The organism is Streptomyces sp. NBRC 110035 (assembly GCF_000829695.1).
GTDB lineage: Bacteria > Actinomycetota > Actinomycetes > Streptomycetales > Streptomycetaceae > Streptomyces.
In genome coordinates this window covers 147,442-170,127 of record NZ_BBNN01000031.1, presented here as the reverse complement: position 1 = coordinate 170,127, position 22,686 = coordinate 147,442, and the positions used below count along the sequence as shown (strand labels likewise).

At 71.6% G+C, this 22,686-nt stretch carries 20 protein-coding genes; 14 read left to right on the top strand and 6 right to left on the bottom strand.

Features of this window, described 5'->3' with window-relative positions; all coding sequences use genetic code 11:
- Positions 1-471 (bottom strand): transposase domain-containing protein (locus tag TU30_RS21925; protein ID WP_042172621.1); only part of this gene is annotated, 471 nt, incomplete at its 3' end.
- A 594-nt stretch (positions 472-1,065) separates the two neighbouring features.
- Between TU30_RS21925 and TU30_RS21920 the strand changes: the two genes are divergently transcribed.
- Positions 1,066-1,863: a HEAT repeat domain-containing protein gene (locus TU30_RS21920; RefSeq protein WP_042172539.1), complete on the top strand. Its 798-nt coding sequence runs from the start codon at positions 1,066-1,068 to the stop codon at positions 1,861-1,863.
- Complete coding sequence (locus tag TU30_RS21915) at positions 1,857-2,879, top strand: MerR family transcriptional regulator (RefSeq protein ID WP_042172537.1); 1,023 nt, start codon at positions 1,857-1,859, stop codon at positions 2,877-2,879. Before TU30_RS21920 ends, TU30_RS21915 begins: the two co-directional genes overlap by 7 nt.
- 326 nt (positions 2,880-3,205) lie before the next feature.
- Here TU30_RS21915 and TU30_RS21910 read toward each other — a convergent pair whose 3' ends face one another.
- Positions 3,206-4,663 (bottom strand): MFS transporter, encoded by a 1,458-nt coding sequence (locus TU30_RS21910; protein ID WP_042172535.1) that lies wholly within the window; start codon positions 4,661-4,663, stop codon positions 3,206-3,208.
- Between the two features lie 995 nt (positions 4,664-5,658).
- On the opposite strand from TU30_RS21910, the gene TU30_RS21905 reads away from it, so the two are divergent.
- From TU30_RS21905 to TU30_RS21890, 4 genes are all read left to right on the top strand, one after another.
- Positions 5,659-6,633: an ABC transporter ATP-binding protein gene (locus tag TU30_RS21905; RefSeq protein WP_078878424.1), complete on the top strand. Its 975-nt coding sequence runs from the start codon at positions 5,659-5,661 to the stop codon at positions 6,631-6,633.
- Positions 6,630-7,391: an ABC transporter permease gene (locus TU30_RS21900; protein ID WP_042172534.1), complete on the top strand. Its 762-nt coding sequence runs from the start codon at positions 6,630-6,632 to the stop codon at positions 7,389-7,391. The genes TU30_RS21905 and TU30_RS21900 overlap by 4 nt, the downstream gene beginning before the upstream one ends.
- Positions 7,388-8,167, top strand: coding sequence for an ABC transporter permease (locus tag TU30_RS21895; RefSeq protein ID WP_052479883.1), 780 nt, complete (start codon positions 7,388-7,390; stop codon positions 8,165-8,167). Before TU30_RS21900 ends, TU30_RS21895 begins: the two co-directional genes overlap by 4 nt.
- A 75-nt stretch (positions 8,168-8,242) precedes the next feature.
- Complete coding sequence (locus TU30_RS21890) at positions 8,243-9,346, top strand: ABC transporter substrate-binding protein (protein WP_078878423.1); 1,104 nt, start codon at positions 8,243-8,245, stop codon at positions 9,344-9,346.
- Positions 9,347-9,416: 70 nt separating this feature from the next.
- On the opposite strand, the gene TU30_RS32975 is transcribed toward TU30_RS21890, so the two are convergent.
- From TU30_RS32975 to TU30_RS21870, 4 genes are all read right to left on the bottom strand, one after another.
- Positions 9,417-10,337: a glycosyltransferase family 2 protein gene (locus TU30_RS32975; protein ID WP_052479882.1), complete on the bottom strand. Its 921-nt coding sequence runs from the start codon at positions 10,335-10,337 to the stop codon at positions 9,417-9,419.
- A 284-nt stretch (positions 10,338-10,621) separates the two neighbouring features.
- Positions 10,622-11,647: a dimethylarginine dimethylaminohydrolase family protein gene (locus TU30_RS21880; RefSeq protein ID WP_063837651.1), complete on the bottom strand. Its 1,026-nt coding sequence runs from the start codon at positions 11,645-11,647 to the stop codon at positions 10,622-10,624.
- Positions 11,648-11,660: 13 nt separating this feature from the next.
- Positions 11,661-13,082 carry a sulfatase-like hydrolase/transferase gene (locus TU30_RS21875; RefSeq protein WP_042172528.1) on the bottom strand — a complete coding sequence of 474 codons (1,422 nt, stop codon included), beginning with the start codon at positions 13,080-13,082 and terminating at the stop codon, positions 11,661-11,663.
- A 124-nt stretch (positions 13,083-13,206) separates the two neighbouring features.
- The gene (locus TU30_RS21870) at positions 13,207-13,659 is read right to left on the bottom strand and encodes a DUF6027 family protein (protein ID WP_234307943.1); all 453 of its coding nucleotides are present in this window, start codon (positions 13,657-13,659) and stop codon (positions 13,207-13,209) included.
- A 241-nt stretch (positions 13,660-13,900) separates the two neighbouring features.
- Between TU30_RS21870 and TU30_RS21865 the strand changes: the two genes are divergently transcribed.
- From TU30_RS21865 to TU30_RS21830, 8 genes are all read left to right on the top strand, one after another.
- Positions 13,901-14,269, top strand: a complete 369-nt coding sequence (locus tag TU30_RS21865) for a 6-carboxytetrahydropterin synthase (protein WP_042172524.1) — start codon at positions 13,901-13,903, stop codon at positions 14,267-14,269.
- Positions 14,270-14,408: 139 nt separating this feature from the next.
- Positions 14,409-15,080, top strand: a complete 672-nt coding sequence (locus tag TU30_RS21860; RefSeq protein WP_042172522.1) for a 7-carboxy-7-deazaguanine synthase QueE — start codon at positions 14,409-14,411, stop codon at positions 15,078-15,080.
- Positions 15,081-15,692, top strand: a complete 612-nt coding sequence (folE, locus tag TU30_RS21855) for a GTP cyclohydrolase I (RefSeq protein ID WP_063837650.1) — start codon at positions 15,081-15,083, stop codon at positions 15,690-15,692.
- 36 nt (positions 15,693-15,728) lie between these two features.
- Positions 15,729-16,898: an IMP dehydrogenase gene (locus TU30_RS21850; protein ID WP_042172520.1), complete on the top strand. Its 1,170-nt coding sequence runs from the start codon at positions 15,729-15,731 to the stop codon at positions 16,896-16,898.
- Positions 16,885-17,460, top strand: coding sequence for a phosphoribosyltransferase (locus tag TU30_RS32970; protein ID WP_141713743.1), 576 nt, complete (start codon positions 16,885-16,887; stop codon positions 17,458-17,460). Before TU30_RS21850 ends, TU30_RS32970 begins: the two co-directional genes overlap by 14 nt.
- A complete protein-coding gene (locus TU30_RS21840; protein ID WP_042172518.1) occupies positions 17,457-18,740 on the top strand; it encodes a UbiD family decarboxylase in 1,284 nt (427 codons plus the stop codon). Before TU30_RS32970 ends, TU30_RS21840 begins: the two co-directional genes overlap by 4 nt.
- A gap of 25 nt (positions 18,741-18,765) precedes the next feature.
- The gene (locus TU30_RS21835; RefSeq protein WP_234307942.1) at positions 18,766-19,293 is read left to right on the top strand and encodes an NUDIX hydrolase; all 528 of its coding nucleotides are present in this window, start codon (positions 18,766-18,768) and stop codon (positions 19,291-19,293) included.
- A gap of 288 nt (positions 19,294-19,581) precedes the next feature.
- Positions 19,582-22,623, top strand: coding sequence for a BTAD domain-containing putative transcriptional regulator (locus tag TU30_RS21830; protein WP_370626689.1), 3,042 nt, complete (start codon positions 19,582-19,584; stop codon positions 22,621-22,623).
- The last annotated feature ends 63 nt before the right edge of the window (positions 22,624-22,686 follow it).

The following is a 22,686-nucleotide window of genomic DNA, read 5'->3' as shown; positions in this document are numbered from 1 at the left end:
GTGATGGGAGGTTCGCCCCAGCCAGGCCCTGTTTCGCCCAGAGTCGGGGACCTTCTGGGAGCTGCAGCCGTCGAATGACACAGTCCGGTACGGCCCGAACCGCACTCCGGGTGTCGTCGGCCGGGCCACAGGCCCCGCGAGAACCTCGAATAACGCCCGCACCGGCGCGCTGCCCAGTCGTCGGCGCAGATCACGCAGGGCCTTCGGCGTCGGGGAGGCCACCGGCACTTCGGCCAGCCCGGCCGTCAGCTTGTCCCAGACCAGCCGGTAGCCGACTTCAGGGAACAGACACATCGCGAGCAGGAAGTAGATCCCCACCCGCGAAGGAAGATCACGCAGTCGTCTCTGTACCGAGCGGGTCTCCGCCAGGACCGCGTCGACCAACTCGAACGGCACGACGGCCGTCAGCTCGCCCAGATGCCCGGGCGCGAACCGGCCCGCAGCGACTGTGACCGTACGGGTGATGGCCATCACCGGGGCCGGCAGGACAGGATGAAACGGCAACGGAGCTCCTCAAGTACAAGCTGTCTTGGACGACTGCCTGTACCAACGAGCTCCGTTGTTCTGCGTCGGAAATCCTTCAACTGGCTTGCGTGACCTGCGAAAACGTTAACTACCCGGCCTTGGGGAAAGGCCCGTGTCTGCCTTGCGGCTGCGAAGGTCACGCGGGGAGCATCCCGAGCGGGCCGGAGAGGAAAGGTCCGTGACCGGTGGGAACGTCGCTCCCTGGGTGACGGCGCGAAGACGACGGCGCGAAGGGCGAGCGTCTCCACGGCTTCACGGTCTGCGACACCACCGTCACCGGTGAGGGCCCGGCCGGGGGCTTCGCGCACCGGCTGGCCCTGCGTGGACCCCTGCACCCCGACCGGCGTGGCGAGGACGGTGGACTCCACCGGGGGACCGCCTGCTTCCTCGCCCACCCCTGCGCGCTCACCCATTGCGTCCGACCTCTCGCCCACCGTTGTCGGTGTGCCGACTTCGAGCCTGTGACCAGCTGTTTTCCGAGTTCGCCAAGCACAGGCTTGACCTTGACACGGTGAGAAGCCTTCTACTGGGGCGCAGGAGGTGGTCCCGATCGACACGACCAACGTGACCGCGCAGCACACCCGCTTGATCAACGCTCTGGGGGCCCAGGACTCCTCGGTCCGGCTTCAGGCGGCCCTGGCGGCCGGCTCGGACCCCGACCCCGTCCTCCTGGAGACCCTCGTCGAGCGGTGCGCGGTCGAGCCCGACTTCTTCGTACGGGACATGCTCTCCTGGGCGCTGATCCGCCTCTCGCCGGAGATCACCCTGCCCCGGATCCGCAAGGAGCTGGGCTCCGAGCGCAATCAGGCCCGCAGCCAGGCGCTGCACACGCTCTCCAAGATCAATGACAAGAGCACGTGGGCCTGGATCACCCGCGACATGCTGCGTGACGCCGACGACGAGGTCGCGCGGACCGCGTGGCGCGTGGCGGTCGTCCTCGTGCCCGAGGACGAGAGGAAGGGTCTGGCCGAGGAGCTGGTCCACCAGCTCGGCCGCGGCAACCGCAACGTGCAGCTCAGCCTGAGCCGGGCCTTCGTCGACCTCGGTGAGGTGATCAAGCCCGTCCTGGGGAAGGCCGCGAACCACCCGGACGCGGAGGTGGCGGCGCACGCCCGTGCCACCGAGCTGCTCCGGCAGAACCCGGAGAGCGGTTTCGACGCGGCGATCGAAGAGGCGAAGCGCACGGTCGGGCCCGGCCCGGACCGCGCGGCCGCCTCGGCGGCGGGCATCCGGGCGGGGGAGACCACGGAGTCCGCGGCGGGGGCCGAGCAGACCGGGTCGGCCGACCGGACCCGGGCCGCCGAGTCCGCGGAGAGCCAGGAGAACGCAGGTTGCTGATCGGCGATGTGGCCCGTCGTTCCGGGGTGAGTACCCGGATGCTCCGGCACTACGACGCCATCGGGCTGGTACCGCCGACGGGCCGCACCGTCGGCGGTTACCGTGAGTACTCGGCCGACGACGTCCGCAGGATCTTCCACGTGGAGAGCCTGCGGTCCCTCGGGCTGTCGCTCAAGCAGGTCGGGCGCGCGCTCGAGGATCCGGCCTTCACGCCGTCCGCCCTGGTCAGCGACCTCATCCAGTGGACGGAGGACCGCCTGGCGCGTGAACAGGAGCTGCTGGAGCGGCTCCGGGTGATCGACGCGTCGGCGCCCACCGGCTGGCAGGACGTGCTGCGCGTCGTCGAACTCATGCGGGAACTCAACTCGACCAGCCCCGCGCGCAGGCAACAGGCCGTCCTGACACGGCCGGAAGACGTGTCGGTCCCGGCCGAGCTGCTGGTCGGGGCGGTCCTGGCCGAATCCGACCCCCATGTCGCGGGCGCGTTGCGCTGGGCACTCGCCCGAGCGGGCGGCGAGAGCGTGGCGGCGCTGGCGGCCGTCGCATGCTCGGAGGACGTGGACGTCAGACGGCGCGCGGTGCTGGCGATCGCCGAGATGCCGGACAGCCCGGGGGCGATCGCGGTGCTCGCGGACGCTCTCGGGGACCCGGACGCGGTGGTGCGCGGGCGCGCCGCTCTGGCTCTCGGCGGACAAGGAGTGGCAGCGGCCGGGCCGGTGCTCGTCGGCATGGTGGTGGAGGGCCGCAACGACGTGGACGCGGCCGAGGCTCTGGGAACGCTGTCCAGGGACCCCGTATGCGGAGCCAGGATCGCGACTGCCCTGGCCGACGAACTCGCCGCGCCCACCGCGGACTCGCAGACGCGGATCCGCCTGACCCAGGCGCTGGTCGAACTGGAGGGGACCACTGCGCAGGAGATGCTGCGCCACTTGGCCCACGACCAGGACCGGGCAGTCGCCCTCGTGGCGTCGGCCCTGGCGGGAGTCCCGGACGAGCGAACCGACGACGACTCCTGAAACACATCGGAGAGACGGTCCGCGGCCTTCGCGATCAGAGCCGATCGACTCGCCTGCGGGACCGGAGCCGTGCGGTCGTGGCCGAGCGCCTCCACATCCACCTGCCTCGCGTCCCGCGGACGGCGTTTCCTTGATCATTCCCTTGGGTCCCCGGCTCTCGGGGCCAGGGCATGCCATCGGAACTCCGCAGGTGACCAATGAAGGCATCCGCGCGGTGGCCACCGGTGGGGCTGCGGTCCGTGACCGTGTGCCCGAAGGGGAAGGCGGGCGGGGCGGAGCAGGGCGGACGCGCCTCGCCGGAGGGCCGCCCCGCCCCGCAGCCGTGGCTACGGCCCGGCCGGAGACGGCTGCGGCACCACCGGCTTCGGCAGCAGTGCGATCAGGACGGTGCCGACCACCAGGAAGGCCGTGCCGATCTGGAAGGCCAGCGAGTAGCCCGCGGTGAGCGCCTGCGCGTCGGCGGTCGCTCCCGGGAGCGAGGAGACCCGGTCGGCCGCCGCCGTGGCGAGGACCGTCAGGCCGAGCGCGCCACCCAACTGGCTGGACGTGTTGAGGAGTCCGGAGACGACCCCCTGGTCGTCCGCCGGAACCGAGGAGGTGGCCGCCGTCGTCATCGGCGTCATCAGCAGCCCCGTCCCGAGCATCATCAGGACGCCCGGTCCGAGGAGCGTGCCGACGAAGGTGCCGTGCGCGGTGAGCGTGCTCTGCCAGGCCATTCCGCAGGCCGCGAGCAGGCCGCCCCCCGCGCCGATCAGCCGCTTGTCCACGTGGTTCATCAGCCGGGGAGCCAGTTTGGCTCCCACGATGACCGAGACGGTGTGCGGAAGGAAGCAGAGCCCGGTGCGCACGGGGCCGTACTGGAGCACGTTCTGCATGTACAGGGAGAGGAAGTACCAGACGGAGAAGGTCGCCGCGCCCACGGCCAGCAGAACCATGTTCGCGGCCGACACCGAGCGGATGCGGAAGAGGCGCAGCGGGACGAGGGGTTCGGCGGTCCGCGCCTGGATCCGGACGAAGAGCACCAGGGCCACCAACCCGGCGGCGATCGGCAGCATCGCACGACCGGAGGACCAGCCCTGCGACTCGCTCGCCGTGATCCCGTACGCGAGTGCGGCGACGCCCGAGGTGACCAGGACGGCGCCGGACACGTCGAGCCGCCGCGCGAGGCCGCCGCGGTGCACGGGGAGACAGAGCACGGCGCCCGTCAGCAGCACCACACCGATCGGCACGTTGACCAGCAGCACCCAGCGCCAGGAGAGGTAGTCCGTGAGCAGCCCGCCGACCAGGCCGCCCGCGGCCCCTCCACCCGCGCCGACCGCGGTCCAGGTGCCGATGGCCCGGGTGCGCCGGGCACCGTCGGGGAACGAGGTGGTGAGTATCGACAGGGTGGTCGGCGCGAGCACGGCTCCGCCGAGTCCCTGTACGGCGCGGGCGGTGACGAGTGTCCACGGGCCCTGGGCGAGGCCGCCGGCGAGACTGGCCACGGTGAACACGCCGAGGCCGATCAGGAAGGTCCGCTCCCGGCCGAAGAGGTCGGCGATCCTGCCGCCGAGCAGCAGGAAGCCGGCGAAGGCGAGCACGTAGGCGTTGACCACCCACTGCAGTCCGGCCTCGCTGAGAGCCAGGTCCGAACGGACCGACGGCAACGCCACGTTGACCACGGAGACGTCGAGCACGACGAGGAACTGTCCACCGCACACGACCGCGAGCACCGCCCAGACCGGCGGTACGCGCCCGGGGCCGCCCCGTCCCGTGTGCTGCCGTTCTCCGGGTAAAAGGCTCATGCCGTTCACTCTTCCTGTGCAATCGACCGCGGGGCGCATGGATCCGACCGGCGACCCTGGACCCGGTGCTGCTCCATGCCGATGCGTGAGGGGTGTCGGTCACGCCGGTGGGCCGTCGAGGTGGAAGTGGCAGCCGCAGTCTAGTGCTGCGGCCGGAAGCTTTCACCGGCTCGCGGCGTCCGGCACGGCACCTCGCCGCGTTGTCGCCTCACCCGAGTGCGTCCGGTTCGGTACGCGGGTGACGCTCCGCCGTGCGATGCACCGCACCGGACGCCGTGAGCCTCCGGCATGCCTTTCCGGTCACCGCACCGGAGGCGGTGCGGGGCCCGTTCCGCACGTCCCGCCGGGTGCGGGACCTCGCGGGCGCCCCCGGGCACACCGGTGCGACACGTACGTGTCCGGTGTCCCGGGCGGGAGGTGCGGAGAGTGCTCCCGGGGGTGCCCCTTCCAAGGGGCGACGCCTCCCCGGCTGTGTGGCCGCGCCGACCGGGAACGCGCCAAAGGCACAGCACGGGAACGCCGCAGGTGGCGTGGCGGCCCGCGACTGCCGTGAGCCGTCCGGTCGTCGACGGGCCCGTGGCAACCCTAGCCGAGACGTCACGTGTTCAGGCGGCCGTTCGCGGTCCCGGCCCGTCGGTGGGCCGGGCGCGGTCACCGCCGCGTCGAGCGGGACACCTCTGCGTGCGGGGAGAGCTGGTGACGGACTGGCAGGCGTGATCGAACACCATGGTCACGCACGGATCCGCTGTATTAATCTCGCTCGGGAACGGCCCACGGGAGCCGGGCATTCAGTACATACGGGTCGCCGAGCGGACCGTGCTCAGAAGGACGAGCGAAGGGGCGTCCGAGCCGAGGGCCGTGCCGGGGACGCGGCCGGTCCCCGGGGCCGCACCGGACTCCCTCACGGTTCGATGGAGGGGGCGGCCGTGGAACCGATTCCGCAGCGGACCCCGTCGAGCGGTGCCTCGGCTGCCATCTGACCTGGGAGTGATGCGATGGGCGAGTCCGCCCCTGCTTCGATACCGCCGACCGCCTCCGGCACCGCGAGAGAAGACGGGTTCACCGGCGGCAGAACGGAGAAGTCCCTCACCGTCCTCGACGACGGGAGCCCCGAGCCGGACGCCGCTGCCGGCTGCGGAGGGGCGGCACTGGAACTGAGCGGTGCTGTCAAGCACTTCCCCCTGGGCCGGCGTACCCTCGTGGCACTCGACGGAGTGGACCTCACCGTTGGCAAGGGCGAGTTCGTGAGTCTGCTCGGACCATCCGGCTGCGGTAAGTCCACCGTGCTGCGGCTGCTGGCCGGCCTCGAGGAGACCACAGCGGGACAGGTGCACGTCCACGGCCGTACGCCCGCCGCCCTGGTCAAGGAGCACCGGCTCGGCATCGCCTTCCAGCAGCACGCGTTGCTCCCGTGGGCGAGCATCGCCGAGAACGTCGCCCTGCCCTTCCGGGCCGCAGGGCGCCCGGTGGACCGTGCCAGGATCGCCGAGCTCCTCCGGCTGACCGGACTCGCAGACTTCGCCGACGCACGCCCCCGCCAGCTGTCGGGCGGCATGCGCCAGCGGGCCGCCATCGCCCGCGCACTCGCCCTCGACCCCGAAGTGCTGCTTCTGGACGAGCCGTTCGGCTCGCTGGACGCGGTGACGCGGCGCCGCCTCAACGTCGAACTGGCCCGCATCTGGTCGGAACAGCGCATCACCACCCTCCTGGTGACCCACGACGTGGAAGAGGCCGTGCTGCTCGCCGACCGCGTAGTGGTGCTGACCGGCCGGCCGGGCCGGGTACGGCACGTGGAGCGGATCGGCCTGCCCCGCCCCCGCGACGGCCGACTGACCCGGGAGCCCGGGTTCCACGACATCGTCGACCGGCTCACGGAGCTGCTCGACGGCGACATGGAGAGCGGTACGGGACCCGGCAGGGGCGGCGCCCCGGGACCGACCCACCACCCGGCACCACGGCGGCCGCGATGAGACCCGCACGGACCGGCCGGGTGCGCGACGCCCTGCTGGTGACGGCGGGCGCCGTCCTGGCGATCGCCTCGATGGAGGTGGTGGGCCGCCTGCAGCTCTTCGGCACCAGCTGGCCGCCGCTCAGCGACGTGCTGGACGTCCTGCGCGTCCCGGCCACCCGCGCCCTGCTCGCCAGGGCGCTGGGCGCCACCGCCACCGAGGCCGGGATCGGGCTGCTGGCAGGGACGCTGGCGGCGGCCGCCGTCGCCGCGCTCGGCGTCCTGCTGCCCGTGCTCCAGCCCGGCCTCGACCGGCTGGCCGCCGTCGTCAACGCCATTCCGCTGATCGCCCTCGGTCCCCTGCTGATCGCCCTCGTGGGCCGAGAGGACAGCCCGGCGGTGGTCGCGGCGCTGGCCGTCGGGTTCGTCATGTTCGTCTCCCTCACCTCCGGGCTCGAGGCGGCGAGTCGGGCGCACAGCGACGTGTTCGCCGCCCTCGGTGCGTCCCGGGCCACCACACTGCTGCGGCTGCGGCTGCCCGCCTCGGTGCCGACCGCGCTCGACGGCCTCACCCAGGCGGCTCCGGCAGCCGTTCTCGGCGCCGTCATCGGCGAGTGGTTCGGCGCACCGCGAGGGCTGGGGACGCTCCTGGTCAGCACCATGCAGAACTACCAGACCCTGTTGCTGTGGGCAGCGGGCACGACCGCCGCGCTCCTGGCCATGGCGTCGTACGCGGTGGTGGGCACCGCGCGCTCCCTGATCGCGTGGAGGTTCCAGTGAGCACCCCCGGCGCGCCGCTGCGGCGCCTGACGACGGCGCTGGGAGCGCTGCTCAGCAGGTACTGGACCGTGCTGGCGCTGGTGCTCGCCTGGGAGTCCTGGGTCCGGGTCCGGAACCTGAACGAGATCGTGGTGCCCGCCCCGTACTCCGTGGTGAGCGACATCGTCAACAACCCCTCCGCCTACACGGGCGCGGTCGCGCACACGCTGCTGAACGCGGTCGTCGGGCTGGCCCTCGGCATGGGGCTCGGGGCGTGCTGCGCCGTCGCCGTGTGGTCCTCGCGGGTGCTGGAGGGCCTGCTGACGCCCCTGATGCTGGTCATGCGGTCGGTTCCCGTCGTGGCGATGATCCCTGTCATCGCCTTCGTCGCCGGGTACGGCGCCGCCGCGGTGACCACGGTCACCACCCTGGTCTCGTTCTTCCCCACCTTCGTCATGGTCCTGTCCGGACTGCGGTCGGCCCCGGCCGCGACGACCGACATGTTCACCGTCCTCGGCGCCTCCCGGACCCTGGTCCTGCGCAGACTGCTGCTGCCGCACGCGGTTCCCCAGCTGCTCGTCGCCCTGCGGCTGACGGCTCCCTCGGCGGTGCTGGCCGCGATGCTGGCCGAGTACCTGCTGGGCCGGGAGGGCCTGGGCACGCTCTTCGCCGACGCGACGATCTTCGTGGCACCGCAGCGCGCCTGGGGCGGCGCGCTGATCGCGACCGTGATCTCCACCGCCGGGTTCGTGGCGGCCCGTGGCGTCGAGCGCCGCTACTCCGGCCTGTTCCGTTGACCTTCCCCCGAGCAGGCGACCCGTCCCCGGGCGCCCCGCGTTGTTCTCCTCCCGCTCCACACGAAAGGGCCGCACATGAAGCCCACAGCCCGCAGTTCTTGGCAGAACGAGTCCACGCCCGCCTGGTCCCGCAGGCACTTGCTGAAGGCGGCCGGTGCCACGGGGGCCGTGGCTCTGGGGGGCGGTCTCCTCGCCGGATGCAGTGACGCCGGCAGCGCTCAGGCGTCGTCGTCGACCGACAAGATCCGGGTGGCACTCGGCTGGCTCAAGGACATAGAGTTCGCCGGATTCTGGAACGCGGACGCCTCCGGCTACTACGCCGAGGAGAACCTCAGCGTCGAGTTCCAGGCCGGCGGCCCGAACGCCCCGGACGCCACCGGCCTGCTGGCCAACGGCCAGGCCGACATCGGCGTGCACGCGAACATGCAGATCCTGCTCCAGGCCATCGCGAAGGGCAACGACTTCAGGATGGTCGGGGCCGCTCTCCAGACGAACCCCGGCGGCCTGCTCTCCCTCGCGTCCGATCCGGTGCGCAAGCCCCAGGACCTCGTGGGGGCCAAGGTCCTGGGCCAGGTCGGGGCCAAGCCCCAGCTCAACGCGATCTTCGCCCTCGCCGGCCTGAAGCGGGACTACGAACTCGTCCCCGTCGGATTCACCGTCGACCCGCTCCTGCAGAAGAAGGGGAAGGTCCTCACCTGCTACATGACGGGACAGCCGGTCACCCTGGAATCCAAGCACAAGATGAAACCCGGCAAGGACTTCGTCGCCGTCACCTACGAATCGCTGGGACTGCCCGCCTACGCGACCATCGTGTTCTGCAAGCAGTCGTTCCTGAAGGAGAAGAGGGACGTCATGGAACGGTTCATGCGCGCCACCCTCCGCGGCTGGCAGGACAACACCAAGGACCCCGAGCGCGCGGCGCACCTGGTCGTCGAGAAGTACGGCGCCGACCTCGGCCTCGACCTCTCGGAGCAGATACGCGGGAACGAGGTCCAGATCACCTTCATGGAGAACGACCTGACCCGCGAGAAGGGCCTCTTCCGCATGGACGCCGAGCGGCTGGACGGGCCCATGTACGCAGGGTTGCGCGCCGCGGGCGTCAAGGACCTGCCGGACGCGCGCGAGGTCATCGACAACAGCGTCCTCGACGCCGTCTACCGGGGCCGCACCCGCGTGTGACGACGTCCCGCGGACGGTGGGGTGCGGGACACGGGAACGTGTCCCGCACCCCACCGGGTGGGACGGGGTGTCAGCGGCCCTCCAGAGCCGCCCGCAGCTCGTCCTCGACCTGCGCGGGGGAGGGCTGCGGGTCGCCGAGCGCGCGGTAGAGGACCTGGAGCGTGCGCTCGTAGTAGTGGTGGTCCAGCGGAACGCCCGCTTCGAAGCTGGCGTACGCCATCTGGTACATCACCGGCATGAACCGGCGCACCTGCTCGGCGCGCTCGGTCGCGGCCGGCCAGCGCTCGCAGATCAGGTGCCAGTTGTCCTCGTAGACCTTCAGGGCCGCGATGTCGTCGGAGGTCGGTGTCGTCAGGCTCTCGACGCCGGGGATGCGGTGCAGGGCGATGGCGACCTCCGGCTGGTGCACCACCCGGTACTTGTGTCCGTGTGCCAGCCTCAGGAAGAAGTCCCAGTCCTCCTCGACGCCCAGCGCCGTGTCGAAGAACGCCCCGGCGGACCGGGGGGAACGGCACACCACGGCCGACGGGGCGAAGTGGTTGGTGACGTCCAGCAGCCCGCGGTCGTAGGGGAACTCCAGCCGAACGAGGACCTCGGCGTCGGCGATCGTCGTACCGGTGACCCGCGTCCGCGCGATGTTGATGTTGACGTAGACGAAGTCGGCCCCGCCCTTCAGCAGGGGAAGGGTGCCGCTCAGGTGCTGTGGGCTGAAGACGTCGTCGTCGTCGAGGAACGCGACGTACTCTCCGCGGGCCACCTCCAGCCCGGCGTTGCGCGCCCCCGACGGCCCGCTCTGGGACGGCTGGTCGATGAGGCGTACGTTCAGGGACCGGCCGGCAGCCTCGACCACGTCATCGACCGGGGTGCCGTGGTCGTTGACCACGATGACCTCGAGCTGCTCACTGTCGAAGTCCAGGGTCTGCACGCTCTGCAGCGCGACGGCCAGGCGTTCCGGACGGTTGTAGGTGGGGATGATGACACTGACCAGCACGGGGGGTTCCTTTCAGAACTTCGGGGCGGCCGCGGGAGAATGCCGTGACGGCCCGGGATCGGACTCGGTGCGCCGGGGAGGACGGTGCCGTCGGCCGAACGAGGTGACGCCGCCCGTCGGCGGCAGGACGTCACCGGCCCGCAGGCGGTCCCGGTGAACCACGCAGCAGAACGGGCGGGTCGATTCGGCTCTCGCCGCCACGCTTTCACCCCGGAACGTCTCCGCCGGCGGTACGGCCCTGCTCGCGCCGAGCCCACCGACCGGGCACACGGCGGGAGTTGAGTCTATAGGTTCGGGGGTTTCCCCGCCTCGGACCCGACGTCCCGGGCAGAGCCCGCCGACGGCGGGCCGGCCGACCGGTGCAGGATGCCGGTGAGGCAGCCCAACGCGCCGGCCGCCCGGACGTACTCGCCGACGTCCACCACCAGGGTCTCCAGACCCGCCGCCTCCAGCCGCCGCCGGGTGCGCGGGCACCCGGCCGGCATGAGGACCCGTCCGGGAGCGAGGGTGACGATGTTGAGGCTGCGGGAGCGCACCACTTCGTCGTCGGGCTCGAACTCGATCAGCTCGTAGTCCCGGGCCCGCAGGGCGGCCCGCAGTTCCCCGCCCGCGGCGGCCGCGTGGACGACCGCCCGCCGCGGGCCGACGGGAACCATCGAGCCGAGCAGGTGCTGCACCCCGGGGCCGAGTGCCACCGCAAGCACCGTCACCCCCTGCTCGCCCAGCACGCCGCGCAGCGCCTCCACCCCGGCCGGGTCGGTGCGGAACCCCGTGCCCACCAGCACCGTCTCCTCGTCGGCCCACAGGGCGTCGGCCCCCTCGAACGACGCCGTCCCCCGGACCGTGTGCAGGATCGGGATCCCTGCCCGGGCCAGCGCCAGCGCCGCGTGGCGTTCCTCCCCGGCCCGCTGCGCCGACGCGGTCCGCCCCAGCACGGCTCCCTCGGGGGTGACCAGGAACAGGTCCCGCAGGAAGACCACGTTGGGCGGAGCGTCCGGCGGCGGGTGTGCCACGTGCACCGTGACCCCCTCCGCCCGGAACGCCTCGGCCACCGCGTCCGTCTGGGCGCGCAGCCGCCCGAGGTCGACCCGGTCCGTCATCAACTGCCCGGCGGCGTCGGTCACCGCCCCGATGCTGTCGGGCGGTCGGGCGATGAGCACGGCCCGCAGGGGGTCGGCCTCCGAGCGGTAGCCGCAGCGTGCCCAGGTCCGGCCCGCGCGGACCTCGGCCGCATGGCTGCCGGACCGGGGCACCCAGCCGGGCCCGCCCAGAGTGCTGGACCGTCCCGGCCGCGGGGAGGAGGTGTCCATGCCGGCGCCCCGGTCAGACCGAGTAGCCGAGGGAGCGGAGCTGGCCGCGCATCTCGTCGGTGACCGTGGTCTGCTCGGACTCCCGCAGGGCGGTGCGGTAGTCGTCGAGCATGGCCAGAAGGTCCGCGCCGTCGTCGTCCGGGACCGGCCGGGGCACACCGTCGGCGTCGAACCGTTCGACGCGCACACGGTCGTACGGCGTCGCCCGCTGGAGCGCCTCGGAGTAGTGCCGGGCCATCCGCACCACCCGGCGGTCCCCGAGATAGGCGGCGTGCCCGACCAGGAAGTGCGGCAGCGGCCCCGGGGTCCGGCCGCTGAGCTGACGCTCCTGGAAGGCGATGAAGTCGTTCAGTTCGACGTTGTAGGACTCGGCGACAGCGGGTGCGTCCCCGCCGAGTACCTCCTCGCCGCGCGCCACGGAGGCCAGGGAACGCCCGTCGAAGACACCCGTGGCGGGTGCGGGGACGCCGGCCAGCTCGAGCACGGTGGGCGCGATGTCCACCGTACGGATACGCCGCTCGTGCGTGCCCGGCTCGACCCCGTCGCCGACGATGATCAGCGGGACCCGCAGGACGCCTTCGGCCATCGAGTTGAAGTGCCCGTTGGTCTGCTCGTCGAACTCCTCGCCGTGGTCGGCGAACAGGACCAGCAGCATCCGCTTGCCGGTCGCGGCGACGCGTTCGGTGAGCCGGTCGAGGAAGGCGCTCAGACGGGTGGCCAGGAAGTGCTCGACTCCGTCGAGGTACAGCTGGAAGAGCCGGTCGTAGGCACCCTGCTGGTGCAGGTACGTGGTGACACGCTTGTACCGCATCAGCAGGTCCGCGTCCTCGGGATCGCGGTAGGTCTCCACCAGCCGGTCGACGAAGGGCAGTTCGTCCGGGAGCCCGGCCTCCAGCTCGGCCACTTTCTCCCGGTAGGCGTCGCCCCCCAGCGTCAGATTGTGGAATCCGTACGGAACGTGAACACTGCCGAAGTGGGCGAGCGCGACGGTACGGTCGGCCGATGCCACGGCCTCGATGAATCCCTCGTCGTCCTCGATGAGATACGTGTCGATGTCCCGGGTGAATCCGAGCTCCTTCCCCAGAATGATGGGGAAGTCGACCTTCATCACCGTGCGACGACCGTCGCGCCGACCGTAGGTGAATACCGAGGGTGCCTTCAAGGAACCGTTGTAAAACTCGTGCAGGCCATTGTGCAGCGGGTACTGGCCGGTGAATATCGCGCCGTGCGAGGCCGCGGTGTAGGGTGCGGCGCTGATCATGTTCGGGAAGTACGCCCCCCGGGACGCCAGCGTGTCCAGCACCGTTGTGTCCACCCGGCGGACGTCCCGGTAGGTGTGCGGCCAGAGCGGGTTCGGGTGCGCGGACAGCGCGTCGCTGCGCAGCGTGTCGACGGACACCAGGACGACGTGGTCGTAGTGGCTCGGCTCATGCACGGGAATGCGCCTCCGTGGGCTCTTCGATGGACTGCGGGGGACGGGGCGGCCGTGTTCGACCGGGGAACGCCGTCGGTTGAACGGCGCTTCGGCAGTCGCGGGGCGCGCAGGGCAGGCCGGGGCGTCAGTCCCCGGCCGCGGCCTGTGCGCCCTTTTCCTCCGCCTGCGGGGGGTAGATCTCCGGGTTTTCCAGGGGCAGCTTCAGCCAGGAGAGCATCTGCCGGAGCTGGTCGTAGGCGGCGAGCCGCGCTTCGTCGGTGCCGGCGCTCTCGGCCCGGGCGACGGGCTCCCAGAGCCGGTGGACCATCACGGGGCCGATCTCGAGCAGGCCGCCGCTGCCCCCGGTGGCCCACCGGGCCAGGACGTACCTGGCGATGGCCCCGACAGGGATGTCCAGGTTGCGGGACATGCCGCGCACGGTGTGCAGCGGGTCGAGCAGGCCGTACCCCACGACGTCCGACTTGAAGTTGGCGTGCGGGTCGTCCTGCGACCAGGTGCCCTGCCAGCGGCGCAGCCGCACCACGTCCTCGCCGTCCTCACCGATCCACGCGTCCACCTCAGGGGGTTCACTCGTCACCCGGGTCTCCCTTCCGGATTCCGGCAGCTCGGGTCGAGTGTTCCTGCGGATACACGGCTGCGCAACGCCCTTTCGGGGCGGCCGGATGTTCACTCCGCCACGCTGTACAGCGGGAACCGGGGCGGGTTCAATCTTGTAGCCACGCCTTTTCCGGTAGCGCTCCGGCGTCTCACCACACCATCTCTGATCCCCTGGGCCATTCATTTCCTTCCGAGTGGTGCCGGGTGAAAAGGAGTAGCGAATGCTGTCCATCGCCAAGGAGTTCCACTTCTCTGCCAGCCACCAATTGGCACACCTGCCGCCCGACCATGTGTGCACCCGGCTGCACGGACACAACTACGTGGTGGTCGTCGAACTCTCCTGCGCGGACGACGAGGTGAACCGTGCGGGATTCGTACGGGACTACCGGGACCTGGACGTGATGAAGAAGTGGATGGACGAGGTCCTGGACCACCGGCATCTCAACGACGTCATGAAGGACCTCCCCCCCTCCGCGGAGAACCTCGCGCGGTGGATCCACGGGAAGTGGTGCGACGAGTTCCCGGAACTGACGGCGGTGCGGGTGTCCGAGACACCGAAGACCTGGGCCACGTACCGGCCGACCCCGTAATCGCAACGACCTGCGGGGAACCGCGGGCCGGGACTCGGACCGCATCTCACGCGTCACCGGACCAACGACGTCCAAGGAGGTGGGGCACATGGACAGGCCGAAGCTCGTCGTCAACGAAATCTTCGGCCCCACCTAGTCCATTCAGGGTGAGGGTCCCTCCACGGGCCGATCGTGCTGCTTCCTGCGCCTCGGCGGCTGCAACCTGACCTGCACCTGGTGTGATACGCCCTACACCTGGGACTGGACGGGGAGTTCGAAGTCCAAAGTGGCGTACCGGCCGGCCGACGAACTGCATCCGATGACCGTCGAGGAGGTGACCGGGCGGCTGACCGCCTTCGGCACCGGGCTCGTGGTCGTCTCCGGCGGCGAACCGCTGAGCCAGCAGACGCGGCTGCTGCCCGTCGTCCGGGCGCTGCGCGCGGCCGGCACCGATGTGGAGATAGAGACCAACGGAACCGTCGTCCCCGCACCGGAGTGGGCGGCCACCGGTGTCCGGTTCAACGTGTCGCCCAAGCTCGCCCACTCCGGGGTCGCCCTGGACAGACGGATCGTGCCCGGCCCGCTCACCGCGTTCAACGCGTTGGCCGGTACGTGCTTCAAGTTCGTGTGCTCCGGACCCGACGACCTCGCCGAAGTGGAAGGACTGGTCCGTACGTACGGACTGGAGAACATCTGGATCATGCCGCGCGGACACGCGCCGGAGGAGATCGCCGAAGGGCTGCGGGCCCTCGCGGATCCGGTCGGCGTCCGCCGATGGAATCTGACCGGGAGGCTGCACGTGACTCTGTGGGGAAACCAGCGGGGGGTATGAATGAGCCAAGACGTCGACGCATCGACACCGCTCCGTCCACCGGACACGGGCCGGCAGCAGCCGGACCCCCTGGAGCGCATTGCCAGGGAACTGCTGCTCGAACTGGGCGAGGATCCGGAGCGTGAGGGACTGCTCGGCACGCCCGCACGCTGGGCACGCTGGTGGCGGGAGTTCATCCGGTACGAGCCCGGCACCCTGGAGACCGTCTTCGAATCCGCCAGCAGCGCCGAGACCATCTCGGTCTCGGGGATCGAGGTCTGGTCCCTGTGCGAGCACCATCTGCTGCCGTTCTCCTGCAAGGTGACCGTCGGCTACCGCCCGCAGGGGCAGGTCCTGGGACTCAGCAAGTTCGCCCGGATCGCCCACCAGCACGCCCACCGCCTGCAGTTGCAGGAACGGCTGACCGCCGACATCGCCGACACCGTGGCCAAGCTCACCGCCTCCGCCGATGTCGCGGTGCTGTGCCGGGGCGAGCACATGTGCATGGCCATGCGGGGCATCCGTACGCCGGCCACGATGACCACGGTCACCTGGCGGGGCTCGTTCGCCGACCCGGCCGTGCGGGCGGAGTTCCTCGCACTTCAGCCGCCATCCGTCACCGGGACGCGTTGACCCGGGCACCCGGTGCAGAGAGGACCGCGACGCCAGATGCACATCACCACGGAGCCCCCGACCGGGCTCAGCTTCGACGATGTCCTGCTGGTACCGCAGCGCACGTCGCTGCGCAGCCGCCGGCATGCCGACCTGACCACGGAACTCCTGCCCGGCCTGCGGCTGCGTGTTCCCGTCGTGTCGGCCAGCACCCAGTGGTGCACCGGTGACCGGATGGCCACGGGCATGGCCCTCAACGGCGGGATCGGCGTCCTGCACCGGATGCAGACCGTCGGCCAGCAGGCGGACCAGCTCCGGGCGGTCAAGACCCACGAGCCGTCCGCCGAGCAGCGGGCGGCCGGGGCCTCGCTGGACGCGGCGGGACGGCTCGCGGTGGGCGCCGCGGTCGGGGTCACGGGGGACTGGCGGGAGCGGGCGGACCGGATGGTGGCCGGGGGAGCCGACCTGCTGGTGGTCGACGTGGCGCACGGCCACAGCGACCAGGTCCTCGAGGCCGTCGCGGAACTGCGTCGGGCGCACCCCCGGGTGAGCCTGATGGCGGGGAACGTCGCCACCGGGGCCGGCACCCGGGACCTCGCCGACGCCGGTGCCGACCTGATCAAGGTCGGCATCGGGCCGGGCGGCGTGTGCACGACCCGGCTGGTGGCGGGCACGGGCGTGCCACAGCTGACCGCCATCCTGGACTGCGCCGCCGAAGGCGCCCGGCACGGGGTGCGGGTGGTGGCCGACGGCGGCATCCGGCAGGCCGGGGACATCGCCAAGGCGCTGGCGGCCGGCGCCTGCGCGGTCATGCTCGGCAGTCTCCTCGCGGGGGCCGAGGAGAGCGAGGCGCTGCCCGTGGAACGCGACGGCCGCGTGTTCAAGACGAGCCGCGGGTTCGTCTCGCTCGGCATGGAACTGACGCTCCGGCGCGCCGCCGGCGAGCGGATCACCGCCGAGGAGGTGGACGACTACGTGCCGGAGGGCGTGGAGGCCACCTTCGCCCACACCGGCTCGCTGACGCGGACCCTGCGGCAGCTGACCGGAGGCGTGCAGTCGGCGCTCAGCTACTCCGGCGCCGCCGGGCTCGACGACTTCCGCGACCGGGCCCGGTTCGTCCGGGTCACCCCGGCCGGCCAGGTCGAGAACACCCCGCACGTGCGCGCCCGCACCGAGCACATCGACATCGACCACGTCGCCGAGGCGGTGAACAGTGAACAGTCCTGAGGCGGTGGGGGACACCGCCGTGGCGGGCGAGCAGCCGGGCATGTGGACCCGGCAGGGGCCCTACGAGCTGAGCTGGGACGACCTGAAGGAGGTCCTCGACCGCATCGTCGAGGCGGTCCGCGCCGACGGCTTCACGCCCGGCGCCGTCCTCGGGGTCGCGCGCGGCGGGCTGCTCGCAGCGAGCTACCTCACCTGCGCTCTCGACGTGCCGGTGATGCACACGGTGCGGGTGCGCCGCACCCGCGACGACAGCCAGTACGCGGCCAAGCGTCCGCCGCTGCTGGAACAGGAGGGGCCGGCGCCCGTGTTCACGGGCCCCGTCCTCGTCGTGGACGACATCGTGGGCACCGGCGCCACCTGGGACGTGGTCCGCTCCCACCTGTCGGCCGCGGGCGTCGCCGCCGCCGACGTGCGGTTCGCGAGCCTGGTCCGCAACCACCGCTGCGGCCATGTGCCGGACTACTGTCCGGCGGTCGTCGACGACTGGGTCGTCTTCCCCTGGGAGCAGGGCTGGGGCCGCACTCCGGGCGTACGGCCCTTCCCGCTGGGCGAGGCCGGGTGAACGGGCAGCCGCCGCCGGACTTCACCGACAGCGGACTGACCCGCGTCACCCCGGCGGAGGCCGGACTGCCCGCCTGCTACGGGGCTGTGGACGTCTACACCTGCGACCGGCCGCTCAGCGCCGAGGTGGAGGTGGCCCGCACCCTGGCCGAGCTGGAGGAGCGGCACGGCGCGCGGCCCACCACCGTCTTCACCCGGATCGAGGACCGTCCCGGAACCCGCGTGCTCGGCCATCCCTATCCGCGGGCGGTCCTGCTTGCGGCGCTGGGCGCGCAGGAGGGCGCCCATCTGACGGAGATGTCGGCCCGGCTGGCCGGGGCGCCGCACCGGGTACGGACCACGACCGGCGGAGGAACCTCCGCGGACGGCACCCCGCCGGGGCTGGAGCAGCTGAAGGGCTTCGACGACCTTCCCGTGCTGCAGCACCGTCCGGGCGACGGCGGACGGTACGTCACCGCCGGGATCGGGGTGACGACCCGGCCGGACGGCTCCGGCGTCAACCTCGGCTTCTACTGTGTACAGGTGGTCTCACCGCGCCGGGCCCGGATCTTCCTCGACCCGCGCACCGACGCCCACCGCAACCTCCGGGAGTGGACGGCGGCCGGCCGGCCCATGCCCCTGTCGGTGTTCCTGGGCGCGAACCCGGTCCACGCCGTCGTGGCGGCCTCCCGGCTCCCCGCCGAGGGCGACGACTACCAGATCGCCTCACGGCTGCTGCGCGAGGACGTCACCGTGCACGGCGCACCGCCGGTCCCCGGCGACGCCACGCACGTCCTCACCGGTCTGGTGCGCGACGAGCGGGAGACGGAGGGCCCGTTCGGCGAGTTCAAGGGCTACTACGTGGAACAGCGGGAAGGGTTCGTCCTCGACCTCACCGGTGTCGCCGCCCGTCCCGACGCGCCGTGGCCGAGCATCGTCGCGGGCGCCGAGTCCGGACTGACCCTGATGAGTTTCCAGAACGAGTACCTGATGTACGCGCACCTGTCCGGACAGGGGTTGCCGGTGCGGTCGGTGCGCTACTCGGTCGAGGCGCGCGGCGAGTTCGTCGTGTCGATCGAGACCGACGCCCCCGACCTGGAACTGGTCCGCGAGGCGATGCGGTTCGACGTGCGGTGCAAGCTCGTCCTGTGCGGACCCGACCTCGGTCACGTCGGGCAGGCCCTGGCCACCCACGGATTCGTCAGTCACCGCGAACCGTACTACCGGAAGGGCAGAATCGAGGGTGAGCGACTGGGCCTCGCGCTGGTCATCCCGCCGAGCGGACGCCCCGTCGAGTACTGACGACGAGTTGAGGACACCCCACACCGTGACCGACCGCTTCTCCCGCATCCTGCCCGTCTCCCTCATGGTGCTGCCCGGCCCGGACGGCACCGTCACCTTCGTGCACCAACTCAAGGGCCCCTACGCCGGCAACTGGCTGCTGCCGGGGGGCGGCATCGAGCCCGGCGAGTCCGCCGGACAGGCGGCCCTGCGCGAGGCGTACGAGGAGACGGGCTGCCGGGTGGCGTCCTGCTCGCCGTTCGCCGTCTACGAGTTCACCGGGCAGTGGGCCGAAGGCCGCTACCACCTGCTGATGTTCGGCTTCCTCGCGCACGGCACCCACCGGGTCCCCGACGGCTTCGAGGGGCACAACGTGGGTGCCGTGCGGCAGGCGCGCCTCGGCGACCTCCCGTTGCACTCGACCGACCTGCAGATCCTGACCGACGCGGGGCTGGCCTCCTTCGGGGAGGCGGAGATCGGCGACGCCCTGGCCGCCGACGGCATCACCATGCACGCCCTGCGGGTGAGCGGGGCCGTGACGGCGCACGCGGCCGCCCCGGGGGGCGGCGGGTGACGTCCCGGCGTCCGGGACGGCGCCGAACCGAATTCATCCGCCCCGGACGCCGGCACAGGGCGTCGCCTCCTCATCGGGCCGGTTCGGGATCTCGAACCCGCCGAAGGTGAATTGACCCGCATTCAAGCCGGTACGGACCCCGTTTGTGGCCGGGGCGGCCGGGAGCCGGATTTCGCTCGGCCGTGCGGTTCCTTGCCCTATCCTTCAGATGGTGGCACGCGAACGGCCGTTTCGTGCTGGGCGATTTGGAGAGAATCTCCGCCGCACGGGCCCGGCGCGGCAGTGGGGATGAGGAAGGCCTGCAGTATGGCGCAAGGTATTCGTTTCGTCCTGCTGGGAGCGGTTCGAGCCTATCGAGGTGACGTCGAAATTCCCGTGGGCCCACCGCAACAACAAGCCATACTCGCGACATTACTTCTGCGCCACGGGCACGCGGTGTCCATGGCCACCCTCGTCGAGGCCCTGTGGGGGCAGAGGCCCCCGGCCCGCGCCGTGACGACCGTACGGACCTATGTCTGGCAGTTGCGCAGACTGCTGGAGACCGACCTGACGCGACCACTGATCATCGTGTCCGTGGGGGACGGCTACCAGATGAAGGTGCCCCAGACGGCGCTGGACACCTGGCACGCCGAGTCGCTGTTGCGTACGGCGACCCGGGCCCGCGCCGCCGGCGACCGGGAGAAGGCGGTCGGGCTGCTGGACCAGGCTCTGCAGCTGTGGCGCGGCGACCCGCTGGTCGGTGTTCCCGGCCCCTTCGCCCAACGGCATCGCGCGCGGCTCGAGGAACTGCGCAACGCCATCCAGGAGGAGCAGTTCGACCTCGCTCTCGCCGGTGGACAGCACAACATGATCATCCCCTCGCTGTTCGAGCTGACGGCCTCCCACCCCCTGCACGAGGGTCCGCACCGACTGCTCATGCGGGCCCTGTACGCGGCGGGCAGGAAGGCGGACGCCCTGGCCGTGTTCAGCGACTTCAGAAGCAGGCTCGTGACGGAGCAGGGCATCGACCCCGGGGCCGACCTGCTGGCGCTGCAACGCAGGATCCTGGAGAGCGATCCGACGCTGCTGGAAGGGGATCCGCCCCCCGACCGGCGCACCGGGCGACGGTCCGGCGCGGCGTGTCCGGCCCTTCCGCGCGGGGACGAGCCGCCGGAGACCGGCCATGGCCCGGCCCTCGCGTGCCGGGAGGGAGACGGTCCCGCGGTGCCGGTCCCCGCGCAACTGCCTCCCGACCTACCGGACTTCACCGGACGGGTGTTCGATGTCGCCCAGCTGTACGACCTGCTCAGTGCGCCGCGCGGCGGGGCGGCGGTCTCGGTGGCGATCAACGGCATGGGCGGTCTCGGCAAGACGGCCCTGGCGTTCCACGTCGCGCACCGCATCCGTGACGCCTACCCGGACGGCCAGTTGGTCGTGAACCTGCACGGCAACGACGACGTCCCCGCCGAACCTGCCGCGGTGCTGGCCGGATTCCTCGTCGCGCTCGGTGTTCCGGCCGACAGGGTCCCCGACACGCTCGACGAACGTCGCAAGCTGTTCCGGTCCGTGCTCTCCGAACGGCGGGTGCTCCTGGTGCTGGACAACGCGCGTGACACGGCCCATGTCCAGGACCTGCTGCCCGGTCCGGGCGACTGCGGAGTCATCGTGACCAGCCGGCGGTCCCTGTTCGGAGCGCCCCTGACCTATCAGTTCGGGCTGAAGGCCTTTTCCCCCGGCGAGGCACTCGACCTGCTCGGTGCGGTGATCGGGCAGTCGCGCCTGACGGCGGAGTGGGCGCAGGCCCAGAAGCTCGTCAAGGCCTGCGCCTACCTGCCGTTGGCCGTCCGGATCGTCGCCGCCCGACTGGCCGCCCGACCCCTGTGGTCCATCGCCACGCTCTCCGCCCGTCTGCGCGAGACGGAGTCCCGGATCGCGGAACTGCACGTCGGAGACATCGATGTCAGTGCGGTGTTCGAGATGAGTCACCGGCAACTCACGGCCGAACAGGCGCGGGTCTTCGGCCTGTTGGCGATGGCGCGGATGCCCGAGACGGGGGTGCCGGCGGCCGCCGCGATGCTGGGACTGGAAGAGGCCGCGACGGAGGAACTGCTGGAGTCGCTGGTCGACGCGGCCATGATGGAGTCGCCCCGGCCCGGCCGGTACCGCTACCAGGACCTGCTCGGCATCTTCGCCCGGCAGCGGGCGCAGGATGCCGAGGCGGGCGACGACGCGCTGCGTCGGCTGCTGATGTTCCTGTCGGCCACGGCGTGCAACGCCTTCGGCCACATGGTGCCGGGCGACACCCTGGCTCAGGTGCTCGGCCCGCTGCCCACGAACGGCCTGCGTTTCCCGGACGTGCACGCGGCACAGGCCTGGAGCACCGAGGAGATGGGCAACATCGCGGCGCTCGCGCTCTGTGTGGCCGACCGGCACACGCCGCGGCGAACCGAGTTGCTCCGCCTCGCCGTCGACCTGCTCATCGCCGTCAGCCCGTTCCACCGGTCCGTGCGCGGCGGGCACCTCCTGACGGCCGTCCGCGCGCTGCTGCGCAGGGCCGAACAGGTCGGCGACCCGCGCACCACCGGCCGGGCGCAGCAGTTGCTGAGCACGCTGGCGCTGCAGGCCGGTTCCCCGGCCGAGGCGGAGCGGCACGCCACAGCCGCGACGGCGGCGGCCCGGCAGGCCCACGACACCGTCATCCTGCGTCAGGCGCTCAACGACCTCGGCCTCGCCGTGCAGTACGCGCACCGCTACGACGAGGCCGTCACGTACTACGACGAGGCCATAGCCCTCGCCCGTGAACTGGGCCACCGGTCCGGCGAGGCGAACACCACCGTCAACGCGGCGCTGGCGCGGCTGCGCAGCGGCCGTGCGGACGAGGCGGTCTCCGCCTGCGCGACGGCGCTCACCCTGCTGCGTGGTCTCGCGGACCACGCCGGTGAGGCCTACGCGCTGTACGTGCTGGGCCTGGCCATGCACGAACAGCAGCGGTACGACGAGGCGTTGGCGCGGTACACCGAATGTCTGGAGATCTGCCGTGCCTTCGACGCGCGGGATCGGGAGGCGTACACGCTCTATCAACTGGCCGAGACGCTCCGGGCGGTCGGTCGCACGGAGGAGGCGGCGGAGCACGCAGCGAGGGCGGTCGACCTGTGCAGCGGGATCGGCTCCGTCCGCGACCACGCACGCGCCCTCATGGTGCTGGGGCGCGTGCGGTCCGGTCTCGGACAGACAGCCTCCGCCCGGCACCACCTGAAACATGCGTGGACGCTCCTCGCAGGTCTCGGCCTGCCGGAGGCAGCCGAGGCCAAGGAGCTCTTCGAGGCCCTGCTGCCGGAAACCACACCCTGATCCCGGGACGTCCGACGGTCAGGTGCGGCGAGCCGGGGCCACTTCACCGGAGCGAACGGGCCG